This window comes from Bartonella sp. AP88XZML, from assembly GCF_042195565.1.
In the GTDB taxonomy this organism is placed as follows: Bacteria; Pseudomonadota; Alphaproteobacteria; order Rhizobiales; family Rhizobiaceae; genus Bartonella.
The window spans coordinates 20330-41592 of the sequence record NZ_JBHIOQ010000104.1 but is presented as its reverse complement, the minus strand read 5'-3'; the positions used below and the strand labels follow the sequence as shown (position 1 = coordinate 41592).

The window sequence follows — 21263 nt, the reverse complement described above, 5'->3', positions numbered from 1 at the left end:
AATGGCGGTGACAGCGGCGCAAAAGAATAAAATCCACAAGGTTCACCATTTTTAATTAACAAAAGAGCAAATCGACAACCGTACTATTTTCCCATTTTTCATATTACGACAGTCATTGGTTAGTGAAAGGAAACTTTTTTCAAGAGTGTTTTATGCACACAAGAATTTCCTTTGTGATATGCAGGCAGATGTTTTTTATAGATGCAATATAAGAGAATTTGAAACAAAACAATCTGACGGTATTTAAATTAAAAAACAATAAATTATCATTATAAATAAGTATCTTATCGTAAATTCTTTGAACTTATTTTTTTTAATATCTAATTTTTATTAACACGTTTTAAAATCAAAGAATTTCTTATCAAGCAAATGACTTGGGCGTACATTTGTTAAAGCGCGAATCATCGTATCTTTACGTCCTGGCATTTGTCTTTCTATATTTTTCAGCATTTCTTTCATTGCATTACGTTGTAATCCATCTTGACTACCGCAAAGATTACAAGGAATAATTGGAAATTGCATTTCTTGAGAAAATTTTTCCATATCTTCCTCAGCAGCATAAACAAGAGGACGTAACACAAAAAGATCTCCTTCATCATTTTTAAGTTTTCCAGGCATAGCAGCTAATCGACCACCATGAAACAAATTCATAAAAAATGTTTCTAAAACATCATCACGATGATGACCTAAAACTAATGCAGAACATCCCTCTTCACGTGCAATACGATAGAGATTACCACGTCGTAATCGAGAACAAAGTGAACAATATGTCTGCGACTCTGCCAATTTATCTGTAACAATGGAATAAGTATCCTGATATTCAATACGATATGGAATTTTATAAGAACTTAAAAAATCTGGAAGAATATGCTCAGGAAATCCTGGTTGCCCTTGATCAAGATTACAGGCAAGAATTTCAACGGATAAAAGACCTCGCCACTTTAAGTCTAAAAGAAGCGCTAATAAACCATAAGAGTCTTTTCCACCCGATAAAGCAACAAGCCATTTTTTCCCTGTAGAGAGCATAGAAAAATCATCCAAAGCTTGTCGCATATGACGTAAAAGTCGTTTGCGCAATTTATTAAATTCTACGCTTGAAGGAGCAACACGAAACATTGGATGACAATTATCTGCTTCGCTTATTAAAGGATCATCTCTCCCTTTGTTTTCTTCTATTGCCTGATATTCAACTGAAACATCATTCATAATACCATATCCTGCACAATAAACGGCTCGTTTTGCAAAGATAAAAACAAATATTAAAGCAAGCTTACATTTATGTTTTTTGAATTTATAAATTAGATACATAAAAAAGAAATGGAACTATACAAATTTATGACTATAAAAACATAGCAATAAACTTAATATAGAACCATTTACAAAAAGAACTTATTAACTTCAAATATTGTAAGAATAACACAATATTTTGAAGTTATCATAATAGAAGAGAGAAATAATTTCTCTTACAGAAAAATTATCGAGAATAAAATTCAACAACCAAATTAGGTTCCATTTGCACAGCATAAGGAACATCTGCAAAAGCAGGAATACGTGTAAAGGTTGCTTTCATCTGTTTATGATCTGCTTCAATATAATCAGGGACATCACGTTCTGCCAATTGCACTGATTCTAACACTAAAACAAGTTGTTTCGATTTTTCCCGAACCTCAATAACATCACCTGGTTTACAACGATAAGATTGAATGTTTGTGCGCCGCCCATTGACATTAACATGACCGTGATTGATAAATTGGCGAGAAGCAAAAATCGTAGGTACGAATTTTGCACGATAAACAACAGCATCCAAACGTGATTCTAACAGACCGATAAGATTTTCGCCAGTATCGCCCCGTCGACGAGCTGCCTCTTCATAGGTTTTATGAAATTGTTTTTCTGAAATATCTCCATAAAACCCTTTCAATTTCTGTTTAGCGCGCAACTGAACCCCATAGTCAGAAAGTTTTCCTTTACGACGCTGTCCATGCTGACCTGGACCATAATCACGACGATTGACAGGAGATTTTGGACGCCCCCAAATATTTTCTCCCATACGACGGTCAATTTTATACTTTGTTGTTTCGCGTTTACTCATCGCATTTCCTTATAAAATAAAACACGAGATCTTAAGACCCCAAGGAAACGCGCCCTCCTCTGCCTTTAAATACTAAAGACTGACAGAATACCTTAACATATCAATATGCAAAGTTATCCACGGGACACGTCAATTAATGCTATTTTCTTGAAAAAATAGCTAGATCATCATTATTGGTCTCGTAACCCAAAGTCAACTCCTTTCATGAGTTTTAAGCCAAATCCTTTAAACAAATTCTCCGTTAAAGAAGTGATATTTTTCGATGTCAACAACGCAAAATCTTGATATTTCTTTATATATTGATGGTGTATCTTTCCCGACAATGGTAATAAAGATCTGATATGTTTGGCGATCGCTTTCGCCGGATCAATCCACTCAACGGACCATAAAGCATGTTCACGAAAGAAATTAATCAAAAAAGGATAATGTGTGCAGGCTAAAACAATAACATCCGTATATTGTCCATTTTTTTCCACAAAACATGGCAGGATTTCTTTTCTTAACTCTTCTGAATCGATTGATTTTCCCCGTAAATAATCTTCAGCAAGTCCAGCCAGCTTTTTACTTCCTACAAGCTGAACATGACACTGTCTAGCAAAAGAGTTAATTAATTCATTTGTATAAGCACGTTTAACTGTTCCAGGAGTCGCTAATACGGAAATAAAACCAGATTTTGTTTGTTCAGCAGCTGATTTAATTGCAGGAACCGTTCCTACAAAAGGGATATGAGGAAAATTCTGTCGTAAATCTGCTATCATCAGTGTAGAAACAGTGTTGCAAGCAATCACACATAAAGCTGGATTGTAACGTGTTAAAAGATTTGTAAAAATCTTCAAAATACGCTCTTTCAAAATATTTTCTTTCCAATTTCCATAAGGAAATCCTGCATCATCAGCAACATAGATAAATTGCATGTCAGGGATAAGAACACGCGCTTCCCTGAACACTGTTAAACCACCAATACCGCTATCAAAAAAAAGAACAGGTCGTTCATCCATTAGTTTTCACACTTATTTTTAATTTTTTTACGATCACGCTCTTCCGGTGCTCTACTCCCCCGTGGATATTGTGGCGAAAAATGATCCAAAGAAGATATAATGCCTCGCAATAAACGAACCTCAGGTTCACTAAAGTTAGCGCGCGTAAAAACAGAGCGCAAATTTGCAAGCATTACTTCTTTACGTTCTGGTGGTCTAAAATACCCACGGATATTCAAAGCCTCTTCTAACTGAGATAAAAAACCATGGAAAATTGTTTTATTTGCAGGTTCCATCTCTGCTGCACGAAATGCCGTATCGCTGACATTCTCTAAACCAGTTTTCATCCATTCGTAAGACATTAAAAGAACCGCTTGCGCAATATTAAGTGACGCAAAAGCAGGATTAACTGGAAAAGTAATAATTTCATCAACAAGGCTGATTTCATCATTTTCTAGTCCCCATCTCTCTCTTCCAAAGACAATCCCGGTCTTATGTCCGATACTTTCACGCTGACGTAATACGCTTGCTGCTTCGACAGCACTTTTTACAGTTTTAAATCCACATCTTTCACGTGCTGTTGTGGCAAAAACATAGTGTAAATCTGCAATTGAATCACGTAATGTGTTAAAAATTACAGCATTGTTAATGACATGATCAGCTTTACTTGCAGCAGCTCTAGCTTTTTCATTTGGAAACATTTCTCGAGGTTTGACTAATCGAAGCTTAGAAAGCCCAAAATTTGCCATTGCCCTTGCGACCATACCAATGTTTTCAGGAAGCTGCGGTTCAACTAAAATAATAATGGGACCATTTGTTAAATTTTCACGATTCCTATTCGTTCCTGCCATCAATTTTACCTAGTTTCACTTAAACTATCTCCCTCTCCACTATTTTTACGAAACCTTTTTCACAATACTCTAATGCTGTTTAATAATAAATTATAGATAATCTATCTTTTCATTCAAAGATAATAGTTTCTAAACCTAATAATAAATTTTAAAAGCCATTAAAGTGAACGATGGAATTTATAACAATTTATATAAGATATCGTAGCGTTTTTTACATCAATTTTATCTTTTTTAATAGGGAACAGCCCCTGTAAATCATAATCTCAGTTGAATTATGAAATCATAAATCCTAAAAAAGGGATATGCACTTTATTCCCAAACTTTTTCCTGCAAAGCTTATCCGTCGTTATAAACGTTTTCTTGCGGATGTTCAACAAGATGATCAGCATGTCCTCACCGTGTCTGTACCTAATACAGGATCAATGCTTGGATTAACAGCTTTCAACACCAATATTTGGCTTTCTTATCATAACAACATCAAACGAAAATATGCCTATCAATTAGAAATTATTGAAGCCGATAATACTTTGGTTGGCATTAATACTTCTTTACCCAATAAACTTGCGTTAGAAGCAATTCAAAACGGATTACTACCAGAATTAAGTGGATATAAAACAATTTTAAAAGAACAACGCTATGGGACACAATCACGAATTGACTTTCTTTTACGTGATGACATTCTTCCTGATTGTTACCTAGAAGTCAAAAATGTTCATTTTATTCGTCAGAAAGGATTAGCAGAATTTCCTGATAGCGAAACAAAACGTGGTGCACGTCACCTTGATGAGCTCGTAGGAGTTGTACAACAAGGAAAACGAGCTGCTATGCTTTATATTATTCAACGAGAAGATTGCTCAGCTTTTACAATTTGTCATGATCTTGATCCACTCTATGGACGTAAATTTGATTTAGCATTAAAATCAGGAGTAGAATGTTATGCTGTAAAGTGTCATGTAAGTGTAGAAGGCATTTTTCCGATTCAGAGAGTAAAAATAGAAAATAGAAGAAACAATGACTGAGTATATCGAATATAATAAAATCCCTTTAAAATTTAATGGAAAAATCCGCATTTTCGATGATTATGCTTTTGCTAAAATGCGTGAAGTTGGTCGTATTGCTGCAGAATGCCTTGATGCGCTTACAGATATTATTAAGCCGGGCGTTACTACGCAAGAAATAGATGATTTTGTATTTATTTTTGGAGCTAAGCGAGGAGCACTTCCTGCTGATCTAAATTATCATGGATACAGCCATTCATGCTGTACATCTATCAATCACGTTGTCTGCCATGGCATTCCCAATAAAAGACCTTTGCAAGAAGGTGATATTGTAAATGTTGATGTAACCTTTATCCTTGATGGTTGGCATGGGGATTCAAGCCGAATGTATCCTGTTGGAAAAATTAGGCGTGCAGCAGAACGCTTGCTAAAAATAACCTATGAAAGTCTTATGCAAGGAATCGCTGTCGTTAAGCCTGGAGCAACGACAGGTGATATTGGGGCAGCCATTCAACAGTATGCTGAATCTGAACGCTGTTCAATTGTGAGAGATTTTTGCGGACATGGTATCGGCCAGCTTTTTCATGATGCTCCCAATATCCTCCATTATGGAACCCCTGGAGAAGGAGTTGAATTAAAACAAGGTATGATGTTTACAATTGAGCCTATGATTAACCTTGGTAAACCACAAGTTAAGATTTTATCTGACGGTTGGACTGCTGTTACCCGTGACCGCTCTCTGACAGCACAATATGAACATACAATTGGTGTTACAAATGAAGGGTATGAAATATTTACACAATCTCCTAAAAATATTTTTTATATTCCAAATTCGCATACCTAACGCAATGTAGAGATGTTATGGCTAAAAAATTAAATCAAAAGGAAGATACTCAAAGTAATCACTTTGCATTAACATCGAGTTCTCCACTCACCCCAGTATCAGAAAGAAAAAGTGAAGAGCCTCAGAAAAACGCACAGCTTCATAAACATTATCAAGGCCATCGTGAACGTCTTCGGAAGCGCTATTTAAAGTCAAAAGGAAATGCAATTGAAGATTATGAATATCTTGAATTATTGCTTTTTCGCACAATACCCCGTGCAAACACAAAACCCATAGCTAAAAATTTGATAGCACGTTTTGGTTCATTAGCTGATGTGTTGGGAGCGGATATTCACCGACTTCAAGAAATTCCAGGATGTGGTCCCGCCACTGCAGTTGATTTAAAAATTATTTCAGATGTTGCTGGACGTCTTGCTCGTGCGCAATTGTTTAAGCGCGATATTTTTTCATCATGGGATAAAGTGTTAGCGTATTGTAAAGCTGTTATGGCTCACGAAACACGTGAACAATTTCGTATTTTGTTTCTTGATAAGAAAAACGGCTTACTTGCTGATGAGGTACAACAAACTGGAACCATTGATCATACCCCTGTTTATCCTCGTGAAGTTATTTCTCGAGCTTTAGAGTTATCCGCATCAGGACTTATCTTAGTCCACAATCACCCTTCTGGCGATTCCACCCCCTCTAATGCAGATATAACAATGACATATAGATTAAAAGATGCAGCAAATGCATTAGGAATTATTATCCATGACCATCTTATTATTGCACGAAATAACCATACGAGTTTTAAAGCGTTAAAACTTATATAAATCTTATGGGATAAAAAAGACTTCATTCAACTATGAATAACGAATCAATTTTCTAAATCAATATCTAATATAGCCATTGAGAAATTATAGGAGAGCTCATCTTCATCTTCATCTCGATAGATAATGCCTAAAAACTCATCTCCCATATAAACCTCACAAGAATCACTCTTTTTAGGCCGTGCTCTGACTTGCAATGCTGAGTTTTGGAATATATTTTTAAAATAATTATCAAGTTTTTTTATTTCATCAGCATTCACTATGCTCTCCTGTTTTTTGAAACGATTAAAATAATTGCGTGTCGTGCAAATAAGACACTCTTATGATTCTGTAACGTCAGTAAAAAAGCATAATCTGAATATTTACTTAATATTACATATATTCACAACGTTCTTTATGCATTCATAAAGAACGTTTACAAAAGGAGTCTATCATTATTAAATATACCCGTATAGATTAAAAAATGGCAAAAAAAAACTGTATATTTTTAATAATTTTACTTTATCTCCAATTTTAGCATCTGTATTTAAAACGCATATTCGTAAAAATAAATTGATCAATAATTTATAATTTTGTTTATTTTATAAAAAATACAAATAAAAATATTTTTTTATTTAAAACTACATTTTTTAGCAAAAAATATTTATTACATCATTCGAAAATAATTCTTTTTAATAACCTTTAAATTATAATTATCTAATCTTAGAAGAATTACGTCTCTGGAAAATATACAAAATAAGCTAATAAGAGTTTATTTTTCTTTTCATTTTTTATAAAAACTTATGTCACAACAGAAAGATTTTTTAATAAGCTTTTTTCAATTTATACGAAATAAAAATATTGGGTATTTCTGTAAATTCTAAAAGCTATGAAGAGTTCTTATTTTATAGGATAACGAGAAAGAAAATCGATAACGCCTTTTTTATAAACTTTATCGCCTACAGCAAACATATGATCTCGATCAGGAATTGATAAAGCTTTACCACAAGGCAACAAGGCTGCCAATGGCTCTGCATCACCGCCAATTTCATCTAATGAACCAACGGCAACAAGTGCTGGTTGTTTGATTTTGTAAACTTCAGACACCGTTAACTCCTGTTTTGATGTAATGATACAAGCAGCAAGAGCACGCCTATCGCTTTTCGTTTGATCTGCAAATTTACGGAACATTAAACCGCGCGTATTGGTAATAGTGGAAATATCTTCTGTTAAAAGGGCCTCAGCAACAGGCTCCCAATTTCCTGCTCCCGTCACCATACCAATACCTAAACCACCAAAAATAACACTGTGTACATATGTTGGATGCAAAAGAGCCATGAAAGCACTAATACGAGCCCCCATAGAATATCCCATAACATGGGCTTTAGATAACTCTAAATGCTGCAGTAACTTTACTGCGTCGCCAGCCATAGCTTGAGGTGTATAAAAGACAGGATCATAACTTTTAACTGAATCTCCGTGACCGCGATTATCAAGAGCAATAACACGATATCCTGCTTCAGTGAGAATACGAAACCAACCCGTTGCATACCAATTCACCCGTGCAGAAGATCCAAAACCATGGATCAACAAAATAGGCGCGCCCTGCCCTTCTTCTCGATAAGCAAATCGCAAACCATTATATTCAAAAAAACGAATATCTTCAGCGGTCATTTTTTATTGCACTTTCCACAAAGTACAGGATGAATAACACGTTGTCCTTTTTGTATCTTTTTTTTAGAAACTTCACCAGCGTTAATTTCAAGTGCAAAAGCTGCAGGAACTTCTGATGAAATGGTATTTGTTGAAAGTGGAGAAGTATTTTCAATAATCGATACAATAATTCCCTCAGAGTTTAAGAAAATCATATCTAAAGGTAAAGGCGTATTTGCCATCCACATAAAAATTTTCTGCTCATCTCCCGATCGAGAACTTTTTAGCTGCTTAAAGAGCATTGCACGATCGCGTGGAAAATCAGTTCGATACATTAAACCAGCTGCTGCTTGAGATGGCGTAAAAGCAATCTCTACCTTATAAAAAACCGAACCTTGCTTTGTATGTATTTCTAAAGGAATTGGATGCACAGGAATCTCTATGGGCTCCTTTGCTACAACAACACGCATATCTAACATAAAAAGCATCACCAATAAAACAATATGCCCCTTTTTAAAAGGCTTTAACATTCTTGTCTCCACCACAAAAAAATTTTAAATTTTGTTTCTAAATAAAAGGTACCAGAGTTTAAAAGTCAAAAAAAGAGGATTGCTTCCTTGTTATTTTCTAGTTTCTTTCAACGTAATATGCGAAATTTTCTTCATTTGGTTTATGGATTCACGAGAGCCATATTTTCTTTAAAAATCTACCTCTATAGCAATTTACGGAACAACAATCTTTAAAAATATAGAAAACATACTGATTTCACTCGTGAAATTCAATGCGTAGCTAAAGGAATGCCTATGTCCGGATAAATCTCTGCTGTCATTAAACCTTTTTCTCCTTTACCAAAACGTACAAGAACAACTTGGCCAGAACGAAGCTCTGCTAAACCAAAACGGCGCAATGTTTCCATATGAATAAAAATATCTTCTGTTCCTTGCCCACGGCTAAGAAAACCGTATCCTTTGTCACGATTAAACCATTTAACAATTGCTCGTTCTAGTCCACTTTCTGGAGTAACAACAACATGGGTACGGGCAGGAACTTCTGATGGATGAATTGCTGAAGAACAATCTATGGATTTCACCTGAACACACTTTAACCCTCGTTCAGTTTTTTCCACAGCACAAATGACTTTAGCTCCCTCTAAAGCTGTTTGAAAACCATCCCTTCGCATTACCGTAACATGCAATAATATATCGGGAAAATGAGGTAAATCAGGTACAATAAATCCATACCCCTTACTACCATCAAACCACTTAATGACACCACTGATTTCGATAATCTCCCCACAAGCACCTATACTATCCTCAGATGGGGAACAACCCTTTAATGCATCCTTACTCGTCATAATAACGTGATCCTGTAGCTTATAAATTGTACGATATTGATTCTCTAAGTTTAAGTAAACATTGCTCTTGTATCAACACGCAAGCCCCAAGATAAGATTTCCCCACATTGTCGTATCTTCTATGTTAATGTCAGAGAATATCAACATGAATATTTATAAAACTATTTGATTGTACACTTTACATACCTTACAAGGGGTGCCCTACAAAAGAGGTCATATAAAAGTTTTTTTACATAATGATATTTTGATTAATGTGTAACTTGCATGATGAAGAAGTTCAATATAAGGTGAAAAAACGACAATTCAATTAAGGAAAATGCGCAATGCAATTGAAGAAAATCCTTACGATAATCGCAGCATTTATGGCATTTACAGCAAATGTTTATGCGAGTGAACCTATTAAGATTGGTGTTTATCTTCCATTAAGTGGTCAAAATGCATTTGGAGGTCAGCTTGAAATTAGAGGTATAGAATTAGCCCATAAAAAAGTTCCAGAAATTTTAGGACGTAAAGTGGAACTTGTTATTATTGATAACAAATCTGATAAAGTAGAAGCGGCTAATGCTGTTATGCGTTTAACAGCAAGTGAAAAAGTGAGTGGAATCATTGGTAGCTATGGTTCTTCACTCTCGTTAGCAGGTGGTGAAATATCTGAAAAGGCAAAAACTCCAACCATTGCAACGTCCTCAACAAGTCCCCTTGTTACACAGGGTAAAAAATATTACTTTCGTGCTTGCTTTATTGATTCCTATCAAGGAGTAGGAATCGCAACTTATGTAAGCCAAACTTTACACGCAAAAAAGGCTGCTATCCTTAAAGATATTTCAAGCGATTATGCTATTGGTCTTGCAAGTTATTTTACGCGTGCTTTCAAAAAATTAGGTGGTGAAGTTATCTCAAATTTAAATTATAATTCTGGAGATCAGGACTTTTCAGCTGTTCTCACGCAAATTATCGCCCAGAAACCTGATATCTTATTCATTCCATCTTACTTTTCTGAAGGTGCTATCATCATGAAACAAGCACGAGAATTAGGGGCGAAGTTTCAAATTATGGGTGGAGATGCTATGGATAATCCAGAAACCATTACGATTGCAGGAAAAGCTGCAGAAGGTTTCTTACATACGACACTTCCCTATAGTGAGTATATGCCAAATATGTCAGTAGCTGCGCAAGAATTCACAAAAGAATGGAAAAAAGCTTACCCGGACAAAGAGCCAAATATCAATTCTGTTTTGGGATACACGAGTTATATGATGTTTATGAAGGCTATTGAAAATGCTGGTAGCACTGATCGTGAAAAAATTACTATCGCACTTAGCAAATTAAAAGATTTTCCTACCCCCTTTGGGGATATGTCAATGGATGAAAATCATAACCCTAAAATTCCTATTGGTATCATTAAAATACAGGATGGAAAACGTGTTTATTTAGAAGAAGTTAAACCTGCTTTTTAATTAAAAAGTTTTATTTACTAAAATGCAAGAATTGGTTGAGGATTTTTTTTCTCAACCAAAAACTTAGAAATTTCTTATTATCCTATGTAAATTAACAAATGTGGAAGGATGAGAGATGAGCACTGAAATGTTCATCCAGTACTTTTTTAATGCACTGGCATTGGGATCTCTTTATGGGCTTATTGCTATTGGCTACACCATGGTCTACGGTATACTGAGACTCATTAATTTTGCTCACGGTGATATCTTTATGCTGGGAGCATATTTTGTTTTCTTTTCCACAATTGGCTTTATGCCTGCTTGGGTAGCTTTTCTTCTTTTGTTTTTTGCTGCTCTTGTTTATTATTCGGTCTTTATAGGCTTTAAAAGGCGTCCTCCAATTTATTGGATTGCTGCTTTTTTAATTCTTGCGCTAGGATTTGTTTATTATTTTAAAATTTCCCCGCAAGATTTTACACCGATTTGGGTTTTAGCTCTTTGTTTTTCCATTTTTATTACAAGTGCTGTGGGTGTTGCTGTTGATCAATTTGCTTATAAACCTCTACGCCATGCTCCGCGTATTTCGGCACTTATCGGTGCAATTGGTGTTTCTTTTTTTATTGAAAATCTTGCTACTGTACTCTTTAGTGGTGTTCCGAAAGGTGTACAACAGCCAGATTTTCTTGTAACACCATTTTTATGGCATCTAGGATCAGGAGCAGATGGTATCATCAGAATTGCTCCCATGTCTCTGATCGTTCCCTTTGTGTCATTAATTCTTATTTTATTACTATTATGGATTATCCATAAAACAAAACCGGGTCTTGCTATGCGCGCAATCTCCCATGATATTGAAACAACACGTTTGATGGGTGTGTCTGTCAATAAAGTTATTGCGTTTACATTTGGAATAGGCTCAGCTCTTGCCGCCATAGCTGGTATTATGTGGTCTTTACGTTATCCTCAAATTCAGCCTTATATGGGTGTTCTTCCTGGTCTCAAAGCATTTATCGCTGCTGTTATTGGAGGTATTGGTTCGATACCAGGTGCAATGTTGGGAGGATTATTATTAGGGTTTATTGAAATTATGATTATCGCATTTTTCCCTGCGCTATCTGGATATCGAGATGCCTTCGCTTTCATTTTATTGATTCTGATTCTATTGATATTGCCCACAGGATTAATGGGTAAAAGAAATCAGGAGAAAATCTAATGGCAAAGTCAGCGACAACTGTTTTATCGTGTATAAGTGTTTTAGTTCTCATAGGTTTTTTATTTTATGCTGATAGCCATTTTAATGACTATACGCTTCGTATCATCAATCTGATTGCTATTAATGCGATATTGGCAATTTCGCTTAATTTGATTTACGGTTTCACAGGTATGTTTTCTCTTGGACATGCTGGATTTATGGCTATTGGTGCTTATGTTTGCGCAATTTTACTTCTTTCCCCTGAACAAAAAGAAATGATGTGGATTCTTGAGCCTATTGCTGAACCATTATATCATTTGCAGTTACCTTTTTTTATCGCTGTTGTTGTAAGTGGTTTGTGTGCTGCTGTTGTAGGTTTATTAATTGCTTTACCAATATTGCGTCTTGGTGGCGATTATCTTGGAATTGCAACATTAGGTTTTGCGGAAATTATTCGCATTGTCATTACGAACGCAACATCGCTCACAAATGGCTCTTTGGGAATCAAAGGAATACCTCAAAATGCAACATTATGGTGGAACTATGGTTGGCTAGCATTTACAGTTCTCTTTATTGTCCTCTTACTGCAAAGTAATACTGGTAACGTATTACGTGCTATTCGTGATGATGAAATAGCTGCGAAAACTATGGGAATTAATGCTTTTTTCTACCGTAGTTTTTCCTTTACTGTTGGAGCGTTTTTTGCAGGTATAGGTGGCGCATTAATGGCGGCTCTTATTTCAACCATTGATCCAAAAATGTTTAATTTTCTTCTGACTTTTAATATTTTAATGATTGTTGTTGCTGGTGGTCTCGGTTCAATTACAGGGAGCATTATTGGCAGCACTATTATTACAGTCATGCTTGAATGGCTTCGTATTATTGAAAGTCCATTTGACTTAGGTTTTATACATATTCCAGAAACCCCAGGGCTTCGTATGGTTGTTTTTTCCCTTTTATTGCTGGTAATTATCTTGTTTTGGAGAAAAGGGTTAATGGGACAACGAGAATTTTCATGGAATGGAATTTATAGCTTTTTGACACGCAAAAAGCTTTCTAATACTGAGGGAAAGCTATGAACGACAATATCCTTTCACTCAATAATATTGTAATGCGTTTTGGCGGATTAGTTGCTGTAAATAATGTTAATATGGCAATTAAACGAGGAAGTATTACTGGATTAATTGGTCCCAATGGTGCTGGAAAAACAACAGTTTTCAATATGATTTCTGGATTTTATGCTCCTACAAGCGGCATCATTCTTTTTGATGAGAAAAAAATTTCTGGAGCGTCTCCTTATATTATCTGTAGAAGCCATATTGCCAGAACATTTCAAAATATTCGTCTTTTCTCAGGGTTAACGGTTTTGCAGAATGTTATGGTAGGAGCGCATGTTCGACAAAAATATCCTTGGTTTTCTTCAGCTCTCTTTTTTTCAAAAGCAATAAAAGAAAAGAAGGAAGTTTATAAAAATTCCTTGGAGCTCCTTGAACAGCTACAACTTGATCACCTTGCCAATCAATCGGCAACAGCTTTACCTTATGGTGTGCAACGACGTCTAGAAATTGCACGTGCGTTAGCCACAAAGCCCAAATTGCTTCTTCTTGATGAACCTGTTGCTGGCATGAATCCACAAGAAAGTGAAGATCTTAGAAAATTCATAGCAAAAGTGCAAAAAGACTTTGATCTTACAATTCTTCTTATTGAGCACGATATGAAAGTGGTTATGGGACTTTGCCAACATATTTTGGTTATGGAATATGGCTGTTGCATTGCCAGTGGTACACCAGATGAAATTCGTAATAACCCTAAAGTTATTGAAGCTTATCTTGGCGGAGATGTTTATGGATATTCTTAAAATAAAAAATCTTTACGTTCATTATGGCGCCATTAAAGCTGTCCAAAATCTTTCTATGTCCATAAAGCGGGGCAGTATTGTCACTTTAATTGGAGCCAATGGTGCAGGAAAAAGCAGTATTGTACGTTCTATTACAGGGCTTAATCGCTCTGTTTATGGAGAAATTACCTATAATGGCAAATCTATTATTAAAAAATCACCAGAAGAGATTTTGCGATTAGGGATTGCTCTAAGCCCTGAAGGACGACGTATCATGCCCCATCTCACTGTTTTAGAGAATCTTCATCTAGGCGCTTATATTCGTCACGATAAGCAGGGAATTTCCCGTGATATTGAATGGATATTTGACCTTTTTCCGCGCCTACGTGAAAGAGCAAAACAGTTGGGAGGAACAATGTCAGGTGGTGAACAACAGATGGTTGCTGTGGGCCGTGCACTTATGAGCAATCCTGATATGGTCATATTAGATGAACCCTCGTTGGGGTTAGCACCACTTCTCGTTCAAGAAATTTTTTCGATTATTCGAAAAATTAATGATATGGGAAAAACTGTTCTTCTTATTGAACAAAATGCATTTGCTGCACTTTCCATAGCTGACTATGCTTATATTTTAGAGGTAGGACATATTTTATTTCACGGTGAAGGAAAAACTATGCTCTCTGATTCGCGTGTTAAAGAAGCCTATCTTGGTGGGTAAGACTACGAATTAAGGAAATAGAGCTCATCCCTCCACCTTTTAAAAAAGCATTTCTCATTAAGGATGAGAAATGCTCCTTTGTGAATTTTGACTATTACATCCACCATTTTTCTGCACTGAATATTCCTGCTTCTTGTTCAATAATGTGCGCTATCTGAAAAATGACTTCTTCAGAAAAAGGTTTACCAATCAATTGCAATCCTAGAGGTAAACCATTTGATGACAGACCAGCAGGAACAGAAATTCCTGGTAAACCAGCCATATTAACTGGTACCGTAAAAATATCATTAAGATACATTGCTACAGCATCATTTTTTATTTTTTCATCAGCAATACCAAAAGCAGGTGTTGGTGTTGCTGGTGTCAAAATAGCATCAATGCCTGAAGCAAAACATTGATCAAAATCACGTTTTACGAGTGTTCTTACTTTTTGAGCTCTTAAATAACAGGCATCATAATAACCTGATGAAAGAACATAAGTCCCAACCAGAATGCGCCGTTTGACTTCATCACCAAAACCAACAGAACGCGTATTTTCATACATCTCAATGATGTCTTTTCCAGGCATGCGCAAACCAAAACGCACACCATCATAACGCGCTAAATTAGAAGAGGCTTCTGCAGGAGCTATAATGTAATAAGAAGGTAGAGCATATTTTGTATGGGGCAAAGAAATATCTTTAATCTCAGCACCTGCTTCTTTTAACCAATTTATTCCTTTTTGCCAAAGCTCAATAATTTCTGAAGACATTCCATCCACATGATATTCTTTTGGAATACCGATTTTCATTCCTTTGATTGATTGACCAAGATAACTTTCATAATCAGGAACTGGTAAATTGACGGAAGTAGAATCTTTTTCATCAAAAGAGGCCATTGATCTGAGTAAGATAGCACAATCACGAACATCTCTAGCAACAGGTCCAGCTTGATCAAGAGATGAAGCAAACGCGACAACGCCCCATCGCGAACAACGTCCATAAGTTGGCTTTATTCCTACAGTTCCAGTAAAAGCTGCTGGTTGACGTATTGAGCCACCTGTATCGGTTGCAGTTGCACCAGCACAAATTTGTGCAGCAACAGCGGCTGCGGATCCCCCCGAAGAACCACCGGGTACGAGTTTTTCATTTGAGCCTTTTTTTCTCCATGGACTAATAACGGGACCATAATATGATGTTTCGTTGGATGAGCCCATAGCAAACTCATCCATATTAAGTTTTCCTAACATCACAGCACCATCTTGCCATAAATTAGCCGTGACAGTTGATTCATAGTGCGGTTTAAAACCATCAAGGATATTTGAACAGGCTTGAGTATGAACACCATAGGTTGCAAAAAGATCTTTAATCCCCAAGGGAATTCCTTCCAAAAGCCCTCCTTGTCCTTTCGCTAAGCGACTGTCTGATTCAGCAGCCATTTTCATTGCCTGTTCTGCTGTTATTGTTACATAAGCATTCAAAGTTGGATTTGCCAACTCTATTGCTTGTAAATAAGCTTCCGTTAATTCTGTTGCTTTGAGATTTTTCTTTGTTAGAGCATCACGAGCTTGCGCAATTGTGAGAGTTGTTAAATCAGTCATATTGGTTCTCAAATTTCAAAAATATAAAAAGTTACTCAACAATTTTTGAGACAAGAAAAAAATTTTCTTCTGTAACAGGGGCATTGGCTACAATATCTGCTGCTTTATCGCCATCTGTAACACTATCTTCACGCATTCGTAGTGTCATCGGCATCACAGATGTTAATGGCTCAACTCCACTGACATCAACTTCATTCAATTGCTCTACAAAACCTAAAATAGCATTGATTTTTTTTGTCACAGGTTCTATCTCATCATCGTGGAGGGCAATCCTTGCTAAATGTGCTATCCGCTTGACTGTCTCTTGATCAACAGACATACTCTTTACGCCTTTCTGCTTTTTTGTTTATTTATTGATCTTTATTCTGGCTATACAAGGCTGCACTTGTAAGTGCAAGAATATTAGATAACATGAATAAAGAATATAACTATAGATCTGAAACATTAAAAAACGTATTATACCTTTATGACTGTTATTAATATAGATGAAGTTATAAAACATCTTTTGCCTAGACAAACAATAGCAGGCTTAGATTTAGGGACAAAAACTATCGGAATTGCGATTTCTGATATGGGGCTGACTGTCTCAAATCCGCGTCCTGTACTACAGCGAAAAAAATTTACAGAAGATGCTTACACACTTATTAAAATTTTTGACCGTGAAAATGTAGGCGTTATTATCATTGGCTTACCTCTTAACATGAATGGAAGCAGTGGCTCTCGTGTTCAAGCAACCAGAGCTTTTGTGAGCAATATGAAAGCTTATACAAAAATTCCATTTGTTTTTTGGGACGAACGTTTATCAACAATTGCTGCGGAACGGTCTCTTTTAGAAATGAATGTATCGCGCGCTAAAAGAGCAAGCCGTATTGATTCGGCAGCCGCCGCTTTTATATTGCAAGGTGCTCTCAATAGAATTCAAAACTTTCATCATATGGAAGGATAGAGGACATTGAGCAAATGCCCTGCATTATATCGTGCAATGAGCATCCCGTAAGAAGATCTCCATTGTCCCCCAAGGCGGCTTTCCATATAGGCATTCGCAACATGTTCTATGTCTGTAGAACGTAATGCTGCTGCTGCTGCTGCATAAGCTACTTGTTCAACAAAAAATCTTCCTGCACCTTCATTTGCTGATGCCATATCACCTGCTGACTTAATAATTTCAATTGCTCGGGGTCCCGCTGGTCCAATATCAAGAGCAATTTTTTCCAACAATTTCTGAAACAATCCCGGTGCTTTTTCAGCAATAAGAATGGTATCCTTTACCAATTGATTAGCAGAACTATTTCTCACAATTCGCGCAGGCCCATTATGCAACATTTGTGATAATGGATTATTCTCTATAAAACTTTCAATACCAAGTTGTGCAATAATTTCACCAATAATAGGCACAACCAATTGACTTACATGATAAGCAATAATAGGTGTCATAATGCGGGCAAAAGCTGCTTCAGAACGGTCATTTGCTGCATTGTCAAATGCTCTCGCTAAACGCAAAACCAATGCTTGTGAGGCAGCTATATCTAATGCAATATCTGCAAAAATACGTTCTGTCAGTGGAGGTAACGGCTGATTAGGCATTTTTTTCCGGAAAAAATCCATACCAAATTGAAGAGCCGCTCGTAAAACACCTGCCGATATGACAGATTGATCGAAACGCATCATCGTCTCGATATCTTTAATAACTTTAAGCCCTTCTCCAGCATTTCCCAAAAGCCAGCCATAACTGCCTTGGAAGTCGACAACCCCCTCTGGTGTTAAAAGTTCTCCAGATCGCTGAATTAAATGACGAATCGATATAGATCCATTTAATGCGCCATTTTCTTGTATGCGTGGAATAAAAAAACAACTTAAATGACCATCTAAATCTGCACTAACAAGATATCCGTCAGCGGTAGGATTAATAACGTTGGTTTTTACAACATTTAAACGATATAGATCACGTTCCATACTTTCATCGAAAGAAATTTTCTTAACACTTGGAAAATTGAAAGCGTATTTTTCAATATCGTCAAATGCACAAGTTAGAGAAGCAGCCTTTTTATGATGAATAGGCTTTGATGAGGAATCATATTGGCGTGATAAAAGTACATTTTGCCATTTTTTGAAGAGCTCAATATCACTAATTAAAACAGCAATAGCTGCACTCGTTATGATAACTTCATTCAAATGTCCTGTTTCTAAACCAGCAGATAAAGCTAAACGAATCGCACGCGCTTGATAGCGTACTCCATTTTCTGAGCTCGTATTTTCCCAAAGCGAGGTAACCAAACCTGCTTGTCTAGAATATTGTTGAAGAGCTTGATAGGAAGAATGGATCTCTAATCTTTCTGTTGGTTGCCCCCATTCATCATTATAGCATAGTAAAGGCTTATAATGATTCGATAAGCAAGAAAGTTTCCATGCTTCTCGACTCGCGGCAAAATCCCCTATTTCTTCAAAACTTGCTAACAAAAACTTAGGCAAAGTAGAAGCAATACGAAACATAAGCGTATCGCTAAGAAAGGTATTTTTTCGACGAGTATTTTGCGCAGATACAGCACTCATAGGTATATTCCTACTTTCAAATCATTCATATCATAGACTATTTGTCTTTTTAGAGTTAAGAATCATTTATCATATTCAAACAAATGCTTGTTTAACCTGTTTAGAGAGAGATAAAGAAGAATGCTATGATGCAAGATAATTTTTTCCTACTTTTCCCTCATCAACATCTTTTAGCTATTAAAGATCTGAGTGTACAAGATCTTAATACATTGCTTGATCGTGCAGAAGCAAATATTATCCTTTCTAACAAAATTGATAAAATAAAATCTACTTTGCATGGACGGACTCAAATTAATCTCTTTTTTGAAGCCTCTACGCGAACACAATCTTCTTTTGAATTAGCGGGTAAAAGGCTAGGTGCACACGTGATGAGTCTTGCGATCAGCAACTCATCTGTAAAAAAGGGAGAAACATTACTTGATACTGCTACAACTCTCAATGCGATGAAGCCAGATATACTGGTTTTTCGCCATAACAGTGCAGGAGCGGCAGCTTTATTAGCGCAAAAAGTTGATTGTTGTGTTATTAATGCAGGTGATGGTGCTCATGAACATCCAACCCAAGCTTTATTAGATGCTCTAACCATTAAAAGGGCAAAAGGTCGTATTGAAGGATTAACTGTTGCGATTTGCGGAGATATCTTACACTCACGTGTTGCCCGTTCCAATATCCTGTGTCTCAATGCTTTGGGTGCTCGTGTTCGTGCTGTTGCTCCCTCAACACTTTTACCCGCAGAAATTGCTCATATGAGTGTTGAGGTTTTTAACACGATGAAAGAAGGTCTTAAAAATGCTGACGTTATCATGATGTTGCGCTTACAGCATGAACGGATGACAGGCTCTTTCATTCCTTCTACGCGTGAATATTTCCATTATTTTGGCTTACATAAAGAAAATTTAGCCTATGCCAAAAATGATTCTATTATTCTGCACCCTGGACCAATAAACCGTGGTGTAGAGATTGCATCCGATATAGCAGATGGACCACAAAGTATGATTCAGACACAAGTAGAAATGGGAATTGCAGTGCGTATGGCTGTCATGGAGGCTTTATTAGATTCACGCGCAAAGATCAGTGGAGAAAAAAAATGATAAAACCAATTGTTTTTCAGAATGCTCGTATTATTGATCCTTCGCGCGCAATCGATGAAATTGGTACAGTTATTGTTAAAAATGGACGAATTATAGCCGCTGGAAAAGAAGCTCTGAATCAGGGATTCCCTGAAGAAGCAGAAGTTATTAACGCACAAAACAAAGCAATTCTCCCTGGACTTGTTGATGCGCGCGTTTTTGTTGAAGAATTAGGGAATGAACATTGTGAAACAATTACATCAGCAAGTTACGCGGCCGCAGCAGGTGGTATTACTTCCTTTCTTATGATGCCAAACACGCATCCAGTTATTGATAATGTAGCACTCGTTAAATTTATTACGCATACAGCACAGGAAATGTCATTGGTCAATATTTATCCCGTTGCTTCAATCACACAAGGTTTCAACGGACAAGAAATAACCGAATTTGGTTTGCTCAAAGATGCAGGAGCCGTTGCTTTTAGTGAGGGAAAAAAAACACTTCAAAATTCATCTGTTATGCGGCGTGCAATGACTTATGCACGTGATTTTGATGTTCCATTGATACATGAAACGCAAGATAAAGATCTTACAGGGCAAGGTGTGATGAATGAAGGACTGCTTGCCAGTTGGCTTGGTCTTTCTGGCATCCCTCGCGAAGCAGAAGTTATCCCTCTTGAAAGAGATCTGCGATTAGCAGTATTAACGCAAACACGCTATCATGCTGCTCAAATATCGACAGCACTCTCTGCTGATGCACTTCGTTTAGGTAAAAAACGCAGTGAGAAAATTTCAGCGGGTGTATCTATTAATCATTTATCTTTCAATGAAAATGACATTGGTGAATATCGCACCTCTTTTCGCTTAATGCCCCCATTGCGTACAGAAGAAGACCGTATAGCAATGATTGAAGCAATAAAGGATGGGATTATAGATGTTATTGTCTCTTCTCATGATCCTCAGAGTATCGACACAAAACATTTACCATTTAATGACGCGGCAGTTGGCGCTATTGGTATGGAGACCTTATTGAGCGCAGCCTTACGCCTTTATCATAATGAGAGCCTATCTCTTCTACGGATAACGGAACTTTTGTCAACGGCGCCTGCAAAGCTCTTTGGACTCAATGCAGGAACACTCAAAAAAGGGGCTCATGCAGACCTTATTGTGGTTGATCTTGAAGAACCATGGGTTGTTTCGAAAGAGAAGCTCTATTCACGTTCAAAAAATACCCCTTTTGAGAATGCACGTTTTCAAGGACGCGTGCTCCAGACCTTTGTGAAAGGGAAAAACGTTTTTAAACTTGATCAACAAATTTAATGAGA

21 protein-coding genes and 1 pseudogene are annotated in these 21263 nt (G+C 36.6%); 11 read left to right on the top strand and 11 right to left on the bottom strand.

What is annotated here, in order from left to right:
* Positions 1-330: 330 nt before the first annotated feature.
* From ttcA to ACFIK2_RS09300, 4 genes and pseudogenes are all read right to left on the bottom strand, one after another.
* Positions 331-1206 carry a tRNA 2-thiocytidine(32) synthetase TtcA gene (gene ttcA, locus ACFIK2_RS09315; protein WP_375636753.1) on the bottom strand — a complete coding sequence of 292 codons (876 nt, stop codon included), beginning with the start codon at positions 1204-1206 and terminating at the stop codon, positions 331-333.
* Between the two features lie 268 nt (positions 1207-1474).
* Entirely contained in the window at positions 1475-2092 is a 618-nt protein-coding gene (rpsD, locus tag ACFIK2_RS09310) for a 30S ribosomal protein S4 (RefSeq protein WP_273722651.1), read from the bottom strand.
* Positions 2093-2262: 170 nt separating this feature from the next.
* The gene (gene murI / locus ACFIK2_RS09305) at positions 2263-3090 is read right to left on the bottom strand and encodes a glutamate racemase (protein ID WP_375636756.1); all 828 of its coding nucleotides are present in this window, start codon (positions 3088-3090) and stop codon (positions 2263-2265) included.
* Positions 3083-3920: pseudogene (locus ACFIK2_RS09300) on the bottom strand (RNA methyltransferase). Before ACFIK2_RS09300 ends, murI begins: the two are co-directional and overlap by 8 nt.
* A 302-nt stretch (positions 3921-4222) precedes the next feature.
* Between ACFIK2_RS09300 and sfsA the strand changes: the two are divergent.
* Genes sfsA through radC form a run of 3 tightly spaced genes read left to right on the top strand, consistent with a single transcriptional unit; the run spans position 4223 to position 6574 of the window.
* Positions 4223-4939 carry a DNA/RNA nuclease SfsA gene (gene sfsA / locus ACFIK2_RS09295; protein WP_375655177.1) on the top strand — a complete coding sequence of 239 codons (717 nt, stop codon included), beginning with the start codon at positions 4223-4225 and terminating at the stop codon, positions 4937-4939.
* Positions 4932-5762 (top strand): type I methionyl aminopeptidase, encoded by an 831-nt coding sequence (gene map / locus ACFIK2_RS09290; protein WP_375634112.1) that lies wholly within the window; start codon positions 4932-4934, stop codon positions 5760-5762. The genes sfsA and map overlap by 8 nt, the downstream gene beginning before the upstream one ends.
* 17 nt (positions 5763-5779) lie before the next feature.
* Entirely contained in the window at positions 5780-6574 is a 795-nt protein-coding gene (gene radC, locus ACFIK2_RS09285; RefSeq protein WP_375613419.1) for a DNA repair protein RadC, read from the top strand.
* Between the two features lie 44 nt (positions 6575-6618).
* On the opposite strand, the gene ACFIK2_RS09280 is transcribed toward radC, so the two are convergent.
* The 4 genes from ACFIK2_RS09280 to ACFIK2_RS09265 form a co-directional block, all read right to left on the bottom strand.
* Positions 6619-6831, bottom strand: coding sequence for a DUF3126 family protein (locus tag ACFIK2_RS09280; protein WP_375621268.1), 213 nt, complete (start codon positions 6829-6831; stop codon positions 6619-6621).
* Positions 6832-7450: 619 nt separating this feature from the next.
* On the bottom strand, positions 7451-8224 hold the full coding sequence (locus tag ACFIK2_RS09275; RefSeq protein WP_375634114.1) for an alpha/beta fold hydrolase: 774 nt from the start codon (positions 8222-8224) through the stop codon (positions 7451-7453).
* Entirely contained in the window at positions 8221-8733 is a 513-nt protein-coding gene (locus ACFIK2_RS09270; protein ID WP_375634116.1) for a DUF192 domain-containing protein, read from the bottom strand. Before ACFIK2_RS09270 ends, ACFIK2_RS09275 begins: the two co-directional genes overlap by 4 nt.
* A 248-nt stretch (positions 8734-8981) precedes the next feature.
* The gene (locus ACFIK2_RS09265) at positions 8982-9557 is read right to left on the bottom strand and encodes a cold-shock protein (protein ID WP_375634118.1); all 576 of its coding nucleotides are present in this window, start codon (positions 9555-9557) and stop codon (positions 8982-8984) included.
* Positions 9558-9880: 323 nt separating this feature from the next.
* On the opposite strand from ACFIK2_RS09265, the gene ACFIK2_RS09260 reads away from it, so the two are divergent.
* The 5 genes from ACFIK2_RS09260 (at position 9881) to ACFIK2_RS09240 (ending at position 14740) form a co-directional block, all read left to right on the top strand.
* Positions 9881-11014 carry an ABC transporter substrate-binding protein gene (locus ACFIK2_RS09260; protein ID WP_375634120.1) on the top strand — a complete coding sequence of 378 codons (1134 nt, stop codon included), beginning with the start codon at positions 9881-9883 and terminating at the stop codon, positions 11012-11014.
* 115 nt (positions 11015-11129) lie between these two features.
* A complete protein-coding gene (locus tag ACFIK2_RS09255; protein WP_375634122.1) occupies positions 11130-12206 on the top strand; it encodes a branched-chain amino acid ABC transporter permease in 1077 nt (358 codons plus the stop codon).
* Positions 12206-13264, top strand: coding sequence for a branched-chain amino acid ABC transporter permease (locus ACFIK2_RS09250; protein ID WP_375677213.1), 1059 nt, complete (start codon positions 12206-12208; stop codon positions 13262-13264). Before ACFIK2_RS09255 ends, ACFIK2_RS09250 begins: the two co-directional genes overlap by 1 nt.
* On the top strand, positions 13261-14043 hold the full coding sequence (locus ACFIK2_RS09245; RefSeq protein ID WP_375611930.1) for an ABC transporter ATP-binding protein: 783 nt from the start codon (positions 13261-13263) through the stop codon (positions 14041-14043). The genes ACFIK2_RS09250 and ACFIK2_RS09245 overlap by 4 nt, the downstream gene beginning before the upstream one ends.
* Positions 14030-14740, top strand: coding sequence for an ABC transporter ATP-binding protein (locus tag ACFIK2_RS09240; RefSeq protein WP_375634650.1), 711 nt, complete (start codon positions 14030-14032; stop codon positions 14738-14740). Before ACFIK2_RS09245 ends, ACFIK2_RS09240 begins: the two co-directional genes overlap by 14 nt.
* 94 nt (positions 14741-14834) lie before the next feature.
* Here the strand turns inward: ACFIK2_RS09240 and gatA are convergent, their stop codons facing one another.
* Both gatA and gatC read right to left on the bottom strand, forming a co-directional pair.
* Entirely contained in the window at positions 14835-16319 is a 1485-nt protein-coding gene (gatA, locus tag ACFIK2_RS09235; protein WP_375677212.1) for an Asp-tRNA(Asn)/Glu-tRNA(Gln) amidotransferase subunit GatA, read from the bottom strand.
* A 31-nt stretch (positions 16320-16350) separates the two neighbouring features.
* Complete coding sequence (gene gatC / locus ACFIK2_RS09230) at positions 16351-16638, bottom strand: Asp-tRNA(Asn)/Glu-tRNA(Gln) amidotransferase subunit GatC (RefSeq protein ID WP_375634126.1); 288 nt, start codon at positions 16636-16638, stop codon at positions 16351-16353.
* Between the two features lie 147 nt (positions 16639-16785).
* On the opposite strand from gatC, the gene ruvX reads away from it, so the two are divergent.
* Positions 16786-17265 (top strand): Holliday junction resolvase RuvX, encoded by a 480-nt coding sequence (gene ruvX / locus ACFIK2_RS09225; protein ID WP_375611932.1) that lies wholly within the window; start codon positions 16786-16788, stop codon positions 17263-17265.
* Here the strand turns inward: ruvX and ACFIK2_RS09220 are convergent.
* The gene (locus ACFIK2_RS09220; RefSeq protein ID WP_375677211.1) at positions 17250-18869 is read right to left on the bottom strand and encodes an acyl-CoA dehydrogenase family protein; all 1620 of its coding nucleotides are present in this window, start codon (positions 18867-18869) and stop codon (positions 17250-17252) included. The genes ruvX and ACFIK2_RS09220 overlap by 16 nt on opposite strands.
* Positions 18870-18994: 125 nt before the next feature.
* Between ACFIK2_RS09220 and ACFIK2_RS09215 the strand changes: the two genes are divergently transcribed.
* The gene (locus ACFIK2_RS09215) at positions 18995-19960 is read left to right on the top strand and encodes an aspartate carbamoyltransferase catalytic subunit (protein ID WP_375677210.1); all 966 of its coding nucleotides are present in this window, start codon (positions 18995-18997) and stop codon (positions 19958-19960) included.
* Positions 19957-21258 (top strand): dihydroorotase, encoded by a 1302-nt coding sequence (locus ACFIK2_RS09210; RefSeq protein WP_375634648.1) that lies wholly within the window; start codon positions 19957-19959, stop codon positions 21256-21258. Before ACFIK2_RS09215 ends, ACFIK2_RS09210 begins: the two co-directional genes overlap by 4 nt.
* Positions 21259-21263 lie beyond the last annotated feature (5 nt).